Genomic DNA, 12,447 nt, shown 5'->3' with positions numbered 1-12,447 from the left:
TAGTATCCAGAGATGCAACGCCGTTTCCACGCCCCTGTCGTTCTCCCCGCCGACCCGTCGTGTTCGCTCCTGCGTGACGCGGTCGTCGATGTGGACAGCGCTGGGCGCATCTCCTACTGCGGACCGGCGGCCACCGCCCCCGAGTCCGCCGCACCGGTCACCACCCTGACCGGCATCCTGCTCCCCGGCCTGGTCAACACGCACGCGCACAGCCCGATGACGCTGCTGCGCGGCATGGGCGGCGACCTGCCGCTGCTGCCCTGGCTCAACGAGATCATCTGGCCCGCCGAAGCGAAGCTGCGGCCCGAGGACGTCCGCACCGGCATGCTGCTGGGCTCGGTCGAGATGCTGCGCCACGGCGTCACGACCAGCGCCGAGATGTACTTCGAAGGCGAGCAGCTGGTCGACGCGGTGCTCACGACGGGCGGCCGCGTGCTGGTCGCGCCGCCGGTGATGGAGCTGCCGGGCCTCGACTGGCGCGCCCAGCTGGCCGCGATCGACCGCTGGATTGACACCGACGGCCTCCGCTTCGGCCCGGGCGACCGCGTCGAGCTGGGTTACGGCCCGCACTCGGCGTACATGCTCTCCGAAGAAGGCCTGCGCGCGACGGCGGAGTCGGCTGCTTCGCGCGGCGCGCTGGTGCAGATCCACGTCGCGGAGGCGGTCGCGGAGGACCTCGTCGTCCGCGAAGCGCACGGTTCGGTGCCGACGCTGCTGCAGAAGCTCGGCATGCTCGGCGGCCGGGTGCTGGCGGCGCACGCGATCCACCTCTCGGACTCCGACATCGCGCTGTTCGCCCGGCACGGCGTCGGCATGGCGCACTGCCCGGGCTCGAACGCGAAGCTGGCTTCGGGGATCGCGCGGATCAAGGATCTGCGTGACGCCGGCGTGGCGGTCGGCCTGGGCACCGACGGACCGGCGTCCAACGACGACATCGACCTGTGGGAAGAGCTGCAGCTCTCGGCGATGTTCGCGCGCCTGGCGACCGGCGACTCGACGGTGCTGACCGCGGCCGACGCCTTCCTGCTGGCGACCCGCGGCGGCGCTTCGGCGCTGGGCCGGGACGACATCGGGGCGCTGGAGCCGGGCCGGTGGGCCGACCTGGTGCACATCGACCTGGACGACCCGGCCTTCGCGTGCGGCGTGGACGTGCCGGACGTGCAGCTGCTGTCGAACCTCGTCTGGGCGGCCGGGTCGCGGCGGGTGCGGGACGTGTGGGTCGCGGGCGAGCAGGTCGTGGCCGACGGCGAGTCGCTTCGCGTGGACCGGGCGAAGATCCAGGCCGGGGTGGCCGAGACCGCCGCGCGGCTGCGCTAGTTCGGCTTGAGGATCAGCTCGGTCAAGTGGGCGTCCGGGGTGGCTGACACCGCCGTCACCACCGCGGTCGCCACCGAGTCCGCCTTCAGCAGGTGCGACGCGTCGTAGTCGCGGCCTTCGCCCTTGAAGATCTCCTGCTGCATCTCCGTGTCCGTGCGGCCGGGGTAGACCGAGGTCACGCGGAGCTCGGGCTCCTCCTCGCGCAGGGCGTCGGCGAAGGCGCGAACGGCGAACTTGCTCGCGGCGTACGGCGACCAGCCCGGACGCGCGGTACGGCCGGCGCCGGAGTTGATCACGACCACGTGCCCACGGGCCGCGCGCAAGGCGGGGAGCAGGAGGCGGGTCAGCTCGACCACGGCCAGGGTGTTGACCTCGAAGTTGTCGCGCCAGGCGTCGGCCGACGCGTCCTCGATGCGGCCGAGGCGCGCAACGCCGGCCGAGTGCACCAGGACGTCGAGCGAGTCGATGCCCGCCACGGCTTCGGCGAGCGACGCGGGGTTGGTCAGCTCGACCGGCCACGGCTGCGCGCCCGGAAGCTCCTTCGCCAGTGTGCCCAGCGCTTCGGCGTCGCGGCCGCCGAGCAGCAAGCGGTGCGTCGGCGCGAGCTGGTGGGCGACCGCCGCGCCGATCCCGCGGGAGGCACCGGTGACGAGGGCGAGGGGAAGATCCGTCATGCCCCCACCGTAGCTAGGCGAACCCCACGTCGACCGTTTGGTCGTCGCGCTTGTCCTTGCCCAGCTGCCGCGGGTCCGCGCAGCCCGTCGCCGGGTCCGCGTCCGAGTCCTTCGCGTCGTCGCCCGCGTCCTTCTTCGTCGGCTTGTGGCCCGCCGACGTGAAGCAGACCTGGTAGCTGCCGTCCTCCAGGCCGGTGAAGGCGTAGGCGCCGTCCGGGCCGGTGACCACGCTCGTGCCGTTGTTCAGCGTCACCTTTACCCCGGCCAACCCCGGCTCGCCGGTGTCCTGCAGGCCGTTGCCGTCGGTGTCCGACCAGGCGAAGTCGCCGATCCGGTTCGTCGGCGGGGCCAGCCCCAGGTCCACCGTGAAGTCCTCGCGGGCCGAGCCACCCAGCGTGCGCGGGGCGGTGCAGCCGTCCGGGGCCGCGTCGGAGTCGCGGTCGTCGGCCGTCGCGTCCTCGCGCGTCACCGTGAACTCCGCCGGGACGGCGAAGCACACCTGGTAGGTGCCGTCCTTCAGCTTCTCGAAGCCGTACTTGCCCTTGTCGTCGGTGGTCGCGGTGCCGACCGTGCCGCCCGCGCCGTCCTTCAGCGTCACCTTCACGCCCGCGACGCCCGGCTCGTCCGGGTCCTGGATCCCGTCGCGGTTGCGGTCGTTCCAGACGAAGTCGCCGATCTTCGCGATCGCGGGCGGCGGCTGGACGGTGATCGTCGCCGACGCCGTCTTGTCGCCCAGCGTGCCGCCCTCGTACTCCACGCCCGTCACCTTCGCCGTGTTGACGTGCCCGGTGTCGGCGACCGTCAGGTCCGGGTGGTCGCAGGTCAGCTGCTTGTTCGCGCCCCCGGCCAGCGCGAACGGCTCGAACTTGCCGCTGCACCACGGGTCCTGGACGGTGACGCCGGTGAGGTCCTGCGTGCCTTCGTTCGTCACCGTGACGCGGTAGTGGGCGGTCTCGCCCGCGGTGACCGTCGCGAACGGGCCCCACGCGCCGGTCGCCGGGTTCTGCACTTCCTTCTTCACCGAATACGCCGCGAGCTGCAGGCCGACGCAGTCCCAGTGCAGCTGTTCGACGCTCGTCGTGGCGAAGAACTTCACCGTCGCCGCCTTCGCCGGGGCGGTCGCCGCCGGGAAGTCCTGCTTCACCAGGCGCCCGTCGCCCGCGTCGTGGTCGGCGACCAGCTTGGTCTCCTGGACCTGGGCGCCGTTCACGTCGTAGAAGCGCAGGCCCGTCGCCGGTCCGGCGGCCGGCACGTACGAGCCGGTCGACACGCTGAGCGTGTACACGCCGCCGGGGACGAACTTCTCGGTGGAATAGGCGGTGCTCGCCTTGCCGTCCGGCGTCTGGATCACCGCCGCCCGCTGCCCGTCGACGGCGAACGCCTGCTCGGTGAGCAGCCTGGGCGCCTTCGCGGCCGGGGTGCCGGGAGGGACCGGCGCGGCCGGGGTGAAGACGTAGCTGTCCGGGGCGCCGTTGCGCGCCGTCTCCTCGACGCTCGGGTTCGCCGCGATCCCGCCGCACGCGGGCGCCGGATCCGCGGCGGCCCCGGGTACGACCGTCCCCGAAAGCGCCACCACCGCCACTGCCACCACGCGCGCCGAACGGACCATGTCTCGACTATGACGCGAGGCCGGGGCCCGCACCGGCCGAGAACCGTCCACTTAAGAGTGAACCTCGGCCGGCGCGGGCCCGGCGCGTCAGCGTTCGCCGATGCGGCCGGGCCGCCCGGAGCGGCCCTTCTTCCACACCGAGACGAGCGAGGGCCGCGGCTGCGCGGTGCCGCCGTCGGGCCAGTGCGACGTCGGATTCGCCGAACTCGCCGCGTTCTCGCCCGGGTGCTGCACCGCGACGAGCACCACGTGGTCGGTGACGTTCGGACCGCACGTCTCGGCACCGGGCGGCACCGACAGGAACTGCTTGACGTGCCCGCGCTCCGGCCCGGTCACCGGGACCGAGAACAGGCCGTCGTTCGCGCCGAGCGCGTTGCCGTCGGTGGAGATCCACAGGTTGCCGTGGCGGTCGAAGGTCACGTTGTCCGGGCAGGAGATCGGGCTGACCTTGCTCTTGTCGAAGCCGCCGTAGTAGGTGTCGGCCGCGGCCGGGTCGCCACAGACGAGCAGGAGCCGCCAGGAGAACTTCGTCGAAGCCGCGTCGCCCCGGTGCTCTTCCCACTCCAGGATCTGGCCGTTCTTGTTGGCCACGCGCGGGTTCACCTCGTCGACGCCGGCCTTGCCCGCCGCGCCGCGGTCGGAGTTGTTGGTCAGCGCCGCGTAGATCCGGCCGTTGACCGGGTTCGGCTCGATGTCCTCCGGCCGGTCCATCTTCGTGGCGGCGACCCGGTCCGCGGCCTGCCGCGTGAAGACGTAGACCTCTTCCGCGGTGAATCCGTCCACAAAGGACTTGTTCCCGCTCGCCAGCGGGATCCACTCGCCGGCGCCGTCGAACTCGCCGTCGGCCGGGAGCTTGCCGGTGCCGTCGATCTCACCCGAGCTGTCGCCGGTGAAGCGGGCGACGTACAGCGTGCCGTCGTCGAGCAGCGCCGAGTTGTGCCGCCGCGCGTGCGCGCTCTTGCCCGGCTTGTACTTGCCCTTCGAGACGAACTTGTAGATGTACTCGAACCGCTCGTCGTCCCCGGTGTAGGCGGCGACGCGGCCATCGGTGGTGATCTTGATGTTCGAGCCCTCGTGCTTGAGCCGGCCGAGCGCGGTGTGCTTGATCGGCGTCGACGTCGGGTCGTTGGGGTCGATCTCGACGACCCAGCCGAACCGGTTCGGCTCGTTCGGCTCCTGCGCGACGTCCCAGCGCTTGTCGAACCGCTCCCACCTGCGGGTGCTCGTGCCGGTGCCGATGGCGTAGCGCTTCAGCCGCGCGGCTTCGACGGGGTCGGTGACCTTCTCGGAGTTGGCGAAGTACTGGTGGATGTTCTCCTCGCCGGAAAGCACGGTGCCCCACGGCGTCACGCCGCCGGAGCAGTTGTTCTGCGTGCCACGGACCTTGCGCCCGCTCGGGTCGGCCGACGTCTTCAGGTACTTCGAACCGGCGGCCGGGCCGCGGACCTCGAAGATCGTGTCGAGGGTGATCCGGCGGGCGAACCGGCTCGGCACGATCTCCAGCCCGCCGCGGACCGGGTCACGCCGGGCCTGCAGCACCGACAAGCCGTGCGCGGCCCAGGCGATCTTCACCTGTTCCTCGGTCGGGTTGGCCGGGTCGTACTGGTCGGCCGGGAACAGGTGCACCTCCGCCGTGTACTCGTGGTTCACGACGAGCAGGTTGATCAGGCCCAGCGGGTCCTGGGGGATCAGGCCGACGAAATCGTTGTTGTAGCCGAACTGCTTGGCCTGTGCGGCCGCCGTCTGCCGGGTGAAGTCGAACTTCGGGGCACCGGCGACGACCGGGTCGCCCCAGCGGATGACGACGCGCTGGGCGTAGCCGTCCGGGACGGTGACCGCGTCGAGCTTGTTCGGCGGGACCGGGTCGAAGTCGGTGCCGGGCACCGGGCGCGAGGGCGGCCGTTGAGCCGGCGCGGCGGCCGCGGTCCCGGACAGTGCCGCGAACCCGCCCGCGGCGGCGGCCAGCACGGCCCCGGCCTTGAAGGCCCCGCGGCGGGAGAGGTCCTTCACGACGTCGCCGAAGTACTCGTTCCCGGACTCGTTCGGCTCGGGGTGGGCACAGGCGTTGCCGCAGCGGTATTCGCAGGTGATCGGGGAGCGGCCGCCCGGGTGGACGGGCAGCAGCGGGAGCAGACGGTCGGGCACGAGGCCTCCAGGGTGGGAGTTCGGGAACGAACCGACCGTAAGCCTCCCAAACCAGCCATTCCAGACATACAGGTGAACGGCGGGTGTACTGCTAGCCCGAACGGCGGGTCAGAACTCCTCGCCGACGAGCGCCGCTTCCTTCGGCACCGTGTGCGGGTCGGTCTTGCGCTCCCGCAGCGAGAGCAGCCCACCGGCGATCACGCACAGCACGGCGGAGGCGACGAACGGCGCCTGCGGGGAGCCGAACCACTCGGCCACGTGCCCGACGAGTGTCGCGGCGACGGCGCCACCGAGCCAGCGGCAGAAGTTGTAGCCCGCGCTGGCGACCGGGCGCGGCGCGTCGCTGATCGACATCGCGGTGCCGGTGAACAGCGTGTTCAGCAGACCGGAGACCAGACCCGAGACGATGATGCCGGCGACGAGGACCGGCTTGCTCGGCACGGCCAGCACCAGCATCAGCACGGCGTACCCGAAAACGGCGGCCGCGGCGGCGTGCCGCTCACCGAGCTTGGCGGCGAGCCTCGGCGCGAGGGCGACCCCGGCGACGGCGACGCACAGGCCCCAGCCGCAGAAGATCAGGCCGACGGCGATGGCGCTCCAGCCGAGGACGAACGGCGACCAGGCCAGTACCGCGAAGAACGCGGCGGTGTACAGCGCGGACGCGACGGAGGTGCGCAGCAGGCCGGTGTGCTTCAGCGCACGGATCGGGTCGAGCAGCTTGATCGGTTCGCGCTTCTCGTGCTTGTCGCTCTTCAGGAACACCGCGCACAGCACGAGCGCGCCCGCCATCAGGACCGCGGTGCCGAGGAACGGGCCGCGCCACGAGATGCTGCCGAGCAGCGCGCCCAGCAGCGGGCCGACCGACAGGCCGACGCCGAGCGCGGCCTCGTAGAGCAGGATCGCGCCGGACTGCCCGCCGGTCGCCGCCCCGACGATCACCGAGAGCGCCGTCGCGATGAAGAACGCGTTGCCGAGGCCCCAGACCGCGCGCAGCCCGACGAGCTGCTCGATCGAGCCGGCGGCCGAACACAGGGCGGTGGCGGCGACGATCAGCGTCAATCCCACGATGACCGTGCGCTTCGGGCCGAACTTGGCGCTCGCTGCGCCGGTGACCAGCATCGCGAGGACCTGGACGCCGAGGTACGACGAGAAGAGCAAGGTGACCTGGGACGGCGTCGCGTCCAGGCCCTTGGCGATGGAGAGCAGGATCGGGTCGACCAGGCCGATCCCCATGAAGGCGATGACCGCGGCGAACGCGGTGATCCACACCTGCTTGGGCTGGCCCTTGACGGCGTCCAGCAGGCTCGAGTGGTGTTCAGCGCTCATCGCTGATCAGTTCCTCCTTCTTGGTGTCAACGAGCAACTTGGCGAGGGCCGGGAGGGCGGCTTCGATCGCTGCGCGGTCGGCGTCGTCCATGGCGATGAGCCGCTCGCGAAGGAATTCTTCGCGGGCTGCGACCATCTCGGCGTAGAAGCGACGACCCTCGTCGGTGACGTCCACGAGCACCGCCCGCCGGTCGGCGGGGTCCGGCGTGCGGGTGGCCAGGCCGAGGCGCTCGAGGCGGCTGACGACGTCGGTCATCGACGGCAGCTTCACCCGCTCGAACTCCGCCAGGGCGCTCATCCGCCGCGGCCCGCCGTTGACGAGCTCGCTCAGCACCGAACCCTGCGTGAGGGTCAGCGTCAGCTGCGGGGTCTGGCGGCGCACCTGGTGGTACAGCCGGAAGACCAGCGGCCGCAGCCGGTGGGCGAGATCGGCGATCGCGGAAGTCACTTAGCTATGCTAACAAATTTGGTAAGGGTAGCTAAGTAATTCGGCTCACAAGCTAGGCTCGGGGTATGGACGCGGTGATCTTCGACCTCGACGGTGTGCTGGTGGACTCGGAGCGCATCTGGGACGAGGTGCGCCGCGCGGTGGTCGCCGAGCACGGCGGCACGTGGCGCGAGGAGGCGACACGGGCGCAGCAGGGGATGAGCACCCCCGAATGGGCCCGCTACCTGGTCGAAGAGCTGGGTGCGCGGCTCTCGCCGCCGGAGATCGCGACGCTCGTGGTCAAGCGGATGGCGGCGCGGTACGCCCAGGAGCCGCCGCTGATCGACGGCGCGGTCGACGTCGTGCGCCAGGTCTCGAAGCGGTGGCCGGTGGCGATCGCGAGCTCGTCGCCGGTGATCCTGATCAAGGGGTTCCTCGACGTGACGGGCCTGCCGGTGGGGGCGGCGGTGTCGTCCGAACAGGTCGGCGCGGGGAACACGAAAACCGGGAAAGTACACACCAACGGAGTAACGCTCGAAGGCAAGGGCAAACCCGCTCCAGATGTGTACTTGTACGCGGCTGAGCTGCTAGGAGTCGCCCCCGAAGACTGCGCCGCGGTCGAAGATTCGACGAACGGCCTCAAGTCGGCACTGGCAGCGGGGATGACGGTCTACGCGATCCCGAACCCTCACTTCCCGCCGGACCCCGAAGTGCTGAAGCGGACAAGAGTCCTGAACAAGATCACCGACCTGCCGGCCGCCCTTGGGTTGGTCTCGGGTTGAACTAAGCGTCGCCGACGTGTCGAGCTTTCACCAGATCAGCTCGGCGTACGCGGCAGAGGTAGGCGCCGCGCCGCGTAGACGTGCAAGTCGTCGAGCGCGCGGCGCTTGTGGCTGCCGAGACGCTTGTGCAGCTCGTCGTACTCTGCGGACTCGAGGTCGAGAACGCGCGCGTAGAGCGTGCGGGTGTCGACGACGAGCTGTTCGGCGATCTCGTTCACGTCGTCCGACCAGAGCAGGGCGTCGGCGAGTTCAGGAACGATGATCAGCCGGCGCGCCGCGGTCGCGTGCACTTGGCGCTCGAGCCGGGTGTCGAGCCATCCGACGCCGCAGTAGCCGAGGATGTCGTCGCGGTGCTCGTGGTGCACGATCTCGTGCGCCAACGTGCATCGTGACTCGGCCTGTACGAGCGTCGTGTGCACACGGATCACGCCGTCCCGATAGTCACCCCAGCCGCGGACCGAGTCGGACTCGACCACCTGGACGCCGAGCGCTTGAGCGTGCTTGCACGGTTCGTAAGCTCTTCCCCATTCCAACGTTCCTCCCCTTGCCGTGCGGGGGGAGGTGTCAGGCACCCGTCTCCGGGCCGGGCGGGTCGGGCAACTCAGAGTCGCTCACCCACGCGCGTTCCTGTTGAATCCTCAACGGCTCCCCGTCCGGGTTGTCGGCAACCAACTGGAACCGGTTAGCCGCCTCGGATATGGGATGGATCACATCCCATTCGGGGGCATGCGCCCTCTCTGTCCGGAATCTGAGGCTGATCTCCTCAAGAAGTTCGTCAACGGTGTAGGCAGCGAGCGACTGCCGGGCCTCGTCGGCGGTGAGCACGCCGGCCGCCGCCAACAGCGGAACGAGGGGGATGTCGAGCGCATTGGCGACGGCGCGCGCGTTCGGTATTGCTGGTGGTGAGCCGCGTTTTCGCCAGTCAGACAGCCGACTTTCGGCGACTCCGGAGGCCCGGGATAGGTCGGCCGGTTTCCAGCCGCGCGCCATGAGGCGCACGTCGATGTAGCGCCACCACGTGTTGTCCACGCCGGTGACTCTACTTCCATGAACGGAAGTAGTGACACATTGACCTTCGTACGTCTTACCTGCTACTTCCGCGCACGCAACCGTTGAAACTCGTTCGCATTCGCCCCTAAGGTCGATCTTCCGGGCAGAAATCTTCTGCCCACGGAAGTAGGTCAGGGGAGGCCAATGTCCGTCCGTGTGCGCATCCGTGTCGATGCGCTCGACAAGATCGCTACCGGCCAAGGTCTGAGAACGCGCTACGCCATCGCGAAGCGGCTCGGCGTCTCGCAGTCCACGGTCGGCCGGGTACTCGACGGCGAGCAGCTGCCGGGTAACCCGTTCATCGCTGCCACGTTGAGCACGCTCGCCGTGCAGTTCGACGAGGTTTTCGAGATCGAAGACAGCGACGAACCCCTCGCACACGGGGCCGTCGCGTGAGTGCCGCCGCGAAGCGCGTCGGCACGTTCGAGCCCGGCTCGCCGGCCTGGCACGCCGCCCGCGCGTCCGCGCTCGGCGGGTCCGAGGTCGCCGCAGTGCTCGGACTCTCGCCGTGGGAGAGCCGTTTCTCGCTGTGGCACAAGAAAAAGGGCTACGCCGGCATGGAGGACGACAACGCTGTCATGCGTTGGGGCCAGTGGCTCGAGGAACCGATCGCCCGTGCGTTCGCCGACCTGCACCCCGAGTACCGGGCGCGCCGGACGGGCACCTGGGCGAGCCGCTCTCGGCCGTGGCAACTCGCCACGCCCGACCGGCTGCTATCCACCTTGACCGGGCGGGCGCTGCTCGAGGTCAAGACATCGCACAACGCCGACGAGTGGGGCGAGCCCGGTACCGACGAGGTACCGATCTACTACCGGACACAGGCGCTGTGGCAGCTCGACACGCTCGGCCTGTCCCGCGCGCACATCGCCGTGTTGATCTTCGGGTCGGACTACCGCGAGTACGTCGTCGACTGGAACATCGCCGAGGTCGCCGTGCTCCGCGAGGCCGGCCGCGAGTTCCTCGACACCCTCGAGCGCGACCAGCGCCCGGACATCGACGAGCACACCGCGACCTACCGCACGGTGCGCGCGCTACACCCGCTCATTGACGACATCGAGGTCGAGATCACCCCGGCGCTCGCCGCGCGCTACCGGGCCGCGGTCGCCGAGCACAAGGCCGCCGAGGACGACAAGCGGCAGGCCGCGGCCGAAGTGCTCGACGCGCTCGGCACCGGCCGCCGCGCCGTCGTCGCTGGCGAGTCGATCGCCATCCGCGTACCGGGCAGCGGCGACGCCTTGCCGTTCCTGCGCCCGTCTTCTATCCCTTCGACACCGCAGAAGGTGACCGCCGCCGCATGACCACTCAGACCGTGACATCCGCCGTCGCCCAGCGTGACAACTCGCCGGCCGCGCTCGTGCGCAGGTACCGCGCCGACTTCGCGACCGTGCTCCCCAGCCACATCCGCCCCGACACGTGGTTGCGCATCGCTACCAGTGCCCTGCGTCGGAGTCCCCAGCTTGCGAACGCCGCCGAGAAGAACCCGACGTCGTTGCTTGTCGCGCTGCTCGACGCCGCGCGCAAGGGGCTCGAGCCGGGCACGGAGCAGTACTACCTCGTGCCCCGCAAGACCAAGCGCGGTCCCGAGGTCCTCGGCATCACCGGATATCAGGGCGAGGTGGAACTCATGTACCGGGCCGGCGCGGTGTCGTCGGTCAAAGTCGAGGTGGTGCGCGAACACGACACGTTCACCTACAACCCGGGTGAGCACGACCGGCCGGTGCACGAGATCAACTGGCGTGCCGACCGCGGCGACCTGGTCATCGCCTACGCCTACGCGAAGATGCGCGACGGCGCGACGAGCAACGTCTCGGTGCTCTCCGCCGAGGACATCGCCGTGATCCTGTCCAAGGCCGAGGGAGCCGACTCGCCGTTCTCGCCGTGGCAGTGGAACCCGAAAGCGATGTGGCTCAAGAGTGCGGCGCACCAGCTCGCGAAGTGGGTGCCGACCAGCGCCGAGCGCGTCTGGCAGCCCGACGGGCCGCCGCCCGAGACGCCGCCGGCCGCGCCGGTCACCCTGCCTACCGCCGAGAACGTCGTCGACGCCGAAGTCGTCGAGGACTGGCCGACCGCGCCGGCGGACGCCGCGGACGGTGAGCGATGACCGCGACCAGCGCGAAGGGGCTCGAGGTGATCGCCGATGAGCCGACCGAGGCACCCATGCGCGCCAAGGGTGGCGCGCCGGTGCTCTGGCGGCAGACGCGAACGCTGCTGCTCGCCGACGGCTCGACGACGTACGGGTGCGTCCATTGCGACTACACCTCGGACAACATGCACTCCATCCGGCCGCACCTGAACAAGCACCGGACCACGCCGGCCGCCGAGGTCGAGGCCGACCCGCTCGACGGGCTCACCCTCGGCGAAATCCGACAGCGACTCGCCGCAGCCGACGGGTGGCAGGCGCGCGCCGTGCGCGCCGAGCAACACCTGTCGATGCTGCGCTCGGCCCTGCGGGAGGTGACCGCGTGACCGCGGCCGCGCTTGTGCCGACCGGCCGCGTTGTCGTCTGCTGCGCTGAGCACCTCGGTGCCGGCTGCTGCGACCTGACCGACTGCTCGCCGTGCTGCCCGGAGTGCCCGACGTGCCCGGTGGTCGCCGACCGGACGCCAGGCCAGCGGGTCTACGACATGTCCGGGCACCGCGAGCTGCTCGCCTACCTGGCCGAGTGGGCGCGTGAGATCCGGTCGCGTTCGTGGGAGGGGGCCAAGCCGTGGCCGACCAGCTCGCCCTAGGGTTCGCCGATCGGCACGCCGGCCAAGAGGCCAACCTCGCCGCCGCGGTCGCCGTGAACCGCAACTACCGTGCCGCCGCCGAGGCTGCACTCGCTGCGCTGGTGCGCGAGGGTCGACCGTTCACCGCCGAGGACGTCCGCAACGCCGTTCCGGACAGCGTCGAGCCGCACTCACCGAACGTGCTCCCTTCCGTGCTTGGCACGTGGGCCGCGCGCCGGCTCATCGTGCCGTGCGGCGAATACCGCAGCCGACGGCGCAGCCGCCGCGCCAGCCGCAACCGTGTGTGGATCGCATGTCCGTCTCCCGTCATGGACCGATCGACTTAGGCCGTCGAACCTCGACAAGAGGGCACCTTTAGGGCCCCTTCAGCGCTCAAATCCGCTCTAGC

General features: G+C 70.5%; 15 protein-coding genes. 8 read left to right on the top strand and 7 right to left on the bottom strand.

The features are described from left to right. Positions 1-12: 12 nt before the first annotated feature. The gene (locus AB0N03_RS28960; RefSeq protein WP_364377913.1) at positions 13-1,317 is read left to right on the top strand and encodes an amidohydrolase; all 1,305 of its coding nucleotides are present in this window, start codon (positions 13-15) and stop codon (positions 1,315-1,317) included. Here the strand turns inward: AB0N03_RS28960 and AB0N03_RS28955 are convergent. The 5 genes from AB0N03_RS28955 to AB0N03_RS28935 all read right to left on the bottom strand — a co-directional run bounded on the left by AB0N03_RS28955 (position 1,314) and on the right by AB0N03_RS28935 (position 7,519). Then, on the bottom strand, positions 1,314-1,991 hold the full coding sequence (locus tag AB0N03_RS28955; RefSeq protein WP_364377911.1) for an SDR family oxidoreductase: 678 nt from the start codon (positions 1,989-1,991) through the stop codon (positions 1,314-1,316). The two genes, AB0N03_RS28960 and AB0N03_RS28955, sit on opposite strands and share 4 nt — an antisense overlap. A gap of 13 nt (positions 1,992-2,004) precedes the next feature. Then, positions 2,005-3,600 carry an SdrD B-like domain-containing protein gene (locus AB0N03_RS28950; protein ID WP_364377909.1) on the bottom strand — a complete coding sequence of 532 codons (1,596 nt, stop codon included), beginning with the start codon at positions 3,598-3,600 and terminating at the stop codon, positions 2,005-2,007. 87 nt (positions 3,601-3,687) lie between these two features. Further along, complete coding sequence (locus AB0N03_RS28945) at positions 3,688-5,745, bottom strand: PhoX family phosphatase (protein ID WP_364377907.1); 2,058 nt, start codon at positions 5,743-5,745, stop codon at positions 3,688-3,690. 108 nt (positions 5,746-5,853) lie between these two features. Then, on the bottom strand, positions 5,854-7,071 hold the full coding sequence (locus tag AB0N03_RS28940) for an MFS transporter (protein ID WP_364377906.1): 1,218 nt from the start codon (positions 7,069-7,071) through the stop codon (positions 5,854-5,856). After that, a complete protein-coding gene (locus tag AB0N03_RS28935; protein WP_360665334.1) occupies positions 7,061-7,519 on the bottom strand; it encodes a MarR family transcriptional regulator in 459 nt (152 codons plus the stop codon). The genes AB0N03_RS28940 and AB0N03_RS28935 overlap by 11 nt, the downstream gene beginning before the upstream one ends. Positions 7,520-7,584: 65 nt before the next feature. Between AB0N03_RS28935 and AB0N03_RS28930 the strand changes: the two genes are divergently transcribed. Further along, positions 7,585-8,280: an HAD family phosphatase gene (locus tag AB0N03_RS28930; protein ID WP_364377904.1), complete on the top strand. Its 696-nt coding sequence runs from the start codon at positions 7,585-7,587 to the stop codon at positions 8,278-8,280. Positions 8,281-8,315: 35 nt separating this feature from the next. Here the strand turns inward: AB0N03_RS28930 and AB0N03_RS28925 are convergent, their stop codons facing one another. Together AB0N03_RS28925 and AB0N03_RS28920 are read right to left on the bottom strand one after the other, a co-directional pair. After that, on the bottom strand, positions 8,316-8,813 hold the full coding sequence (locus AB0N03_RS28925; RefSeq protein WP_364377902.1) for a hypothetical protein: 498 nt from the start codon (positions 8,811-8,813) through the stop codon (positions 8,316-8,318). A 31-nt stretch (positions 8,814-8,844) separates the two neighbouring features. Next, the gene (locus tag AB0N03_RS28920) at positions 8,845-9,309 is read right to left on the bottom strand and encodes a helix-turn-helix transcriptional regulator (RefSeq protein WP_364377900.1); all 465 of its coding nucleotides are present in this window, start codon (positions 9,307-9,309) and stop codon (positions 8,845-8,847) included. 177 nt (positions 9,310-9,486) lie between these two features. On the opposite strand from AB0N03_RS28920, the gene AB0N03_RS28915 reads away from it, so the two are divergent. The 6 genes from AB0N03_RS28915 to AB0N03_RS28890 are packed head-to-tail and all read left to right on the top strand — an operon-like array spanning position 9,487 to position 12,385. Continuing rightward, a complete protein-coding gene (locus AB0N03_RS28915; protein WP_364377898.1) occupies positions 9,487-9,726 on the top strand; it encodes a transcriptional regulator in 240 nt (79 codons plus the stop codon). Beyond that, positions 9,723-10,628: a lambda-exonuclease family protein gene (locus tag AB0N03_RS28910; protein ID WP_364377896.1), complete on the top strand. Its 906-nt coding sequence runs from the start codon at positions 9,723-9,725 to the stop codon at positions 10,626-10,628. The genes AB0N03_RS28915 and AB0N03_RS28910 overlap by 4 nt, the downstream gene beginning before the upstream one ends. Next, complete coding sequence (locus AB0N03_RS28905) at positions 10,625-11,431, top strand: recombinase RecT (RefSeq protein ID WP_364377895.1); 807 nt, start codon at positions 10,625-10,627, stop codon at positions 11,429-11,431. The genes AB0N03_RS28910 and AB0N03_RS28905 overlap by 4 nt, the downstream gene beginning before the upstream one ends. Beyond that, positions 11,428-11,796, top strand: a complete 369-nt coding sequence (locus AB0N03_RS28900) for a hypothetical protein (protein ID WP_364377893.1) — start codon at positions 11,428-11,430, stop codon at positions 11,794-11,796. Before AB0N03_RS28905 ends, AB0N03_RS28900 begins: the two co-directional genes overlap by 4 nt. Further along, positions 11,793-12,059 (top strand): hypothetical protein, encoded by a 267-nt coding sequence (locus AB0N03_RS28895; protein ID WP_364377891.1) that lies wholly within the window; start codon positions 11,793-11,795, stop codon positions 12,057-12,059. The genes AB0N03_RS28900 and AB0N03_RS28895 overlap by 4 nt, the downstream gene beginning before the upstream one ends. Then, positions 12,038-12,385: a hypothetical protein gene (locus AB0N03_RS28890; protein WP_364377889.1), complete on the top strand. Its 348-nt coding sequence runs from the start codon at positions 12,038-12,040 to the stop codon at positions 12,383-12,385. The genes AB0N03_RS28895 and AB0N03_RS28890 overlap by 22 nt, the downstream gene beginning before the upstream one ends. The last annotated feature ends 62 nt before the right edge of the window (positions 12,386-12,447 follow it).

Origin of the sequence: Amycolatopsis sp. NPDC051061 (assembly GCF_040682935.1) — a bacterium.
Classification (GTDB): Bacteria; Actinomycetota; Actinomycetes; order Mycobacteriales; family Pseudonocardiaceae; genus Amycolatopsis.
Note: the sequence above shows the minus strand (reverse complement) of the source record. Positions and strands in the feature narration are given on the sequence as shown.

Bases quoted from the DNA above. Each gene is read 5' to 3' on its own strand.
- AB0N03_RS28960 (WP_364377913.1), top strand. From the start codon at position 13: ATGCAACGCCGTTTCCACGCCCCTGTCGTTCTCCCCGCCGACCCGTCG.
- AB0N03_RS28940 (WP_364377906.1), bottom strand. From the start codon at position 7,071: ATGAGCGCTGAACACCACTCGAGCCTGCTGGACGCCGTCAAGGGCCAG.
- AB0N03_RS28930 (WP_364377904.1), top strand. From the start codon at position 7,585: ATGGACGCGGTGATCTTCGACCTCGACGGTGTGCTGGTGGACTCGGAG.
- AB0N03_RS28900 (WP_364377893.1), top strand. From the start codon at position 11,428: ATGACCGCGACCAGCGCGAAGGGGCTCGAGGTGATCGCCGATGAGCCG.
- AB0N03_RS28955 (WP_364377911.1), bottom strand. From the start codon at position 1,991: ATGACGGATCTTCCCCTCGCCCTCGTCACCGGTGCCTCCCGCGGGATC.
- AB0N03_RS28950 (WP_364377909.1), bottom strand. From the start codon at position 3,600: ATGGTCCGTTCGGCGCGCGTGGTGGCAGTGGCGGTGGTGGCGCTTTCG.
- AB0N03_RS28905 (WP_364377895.1), top strand. From the start codon at position 10,625: ATGACCACTCAGACCGTGACATCCGCCGTCGCCCAGCGTGACAACTCG.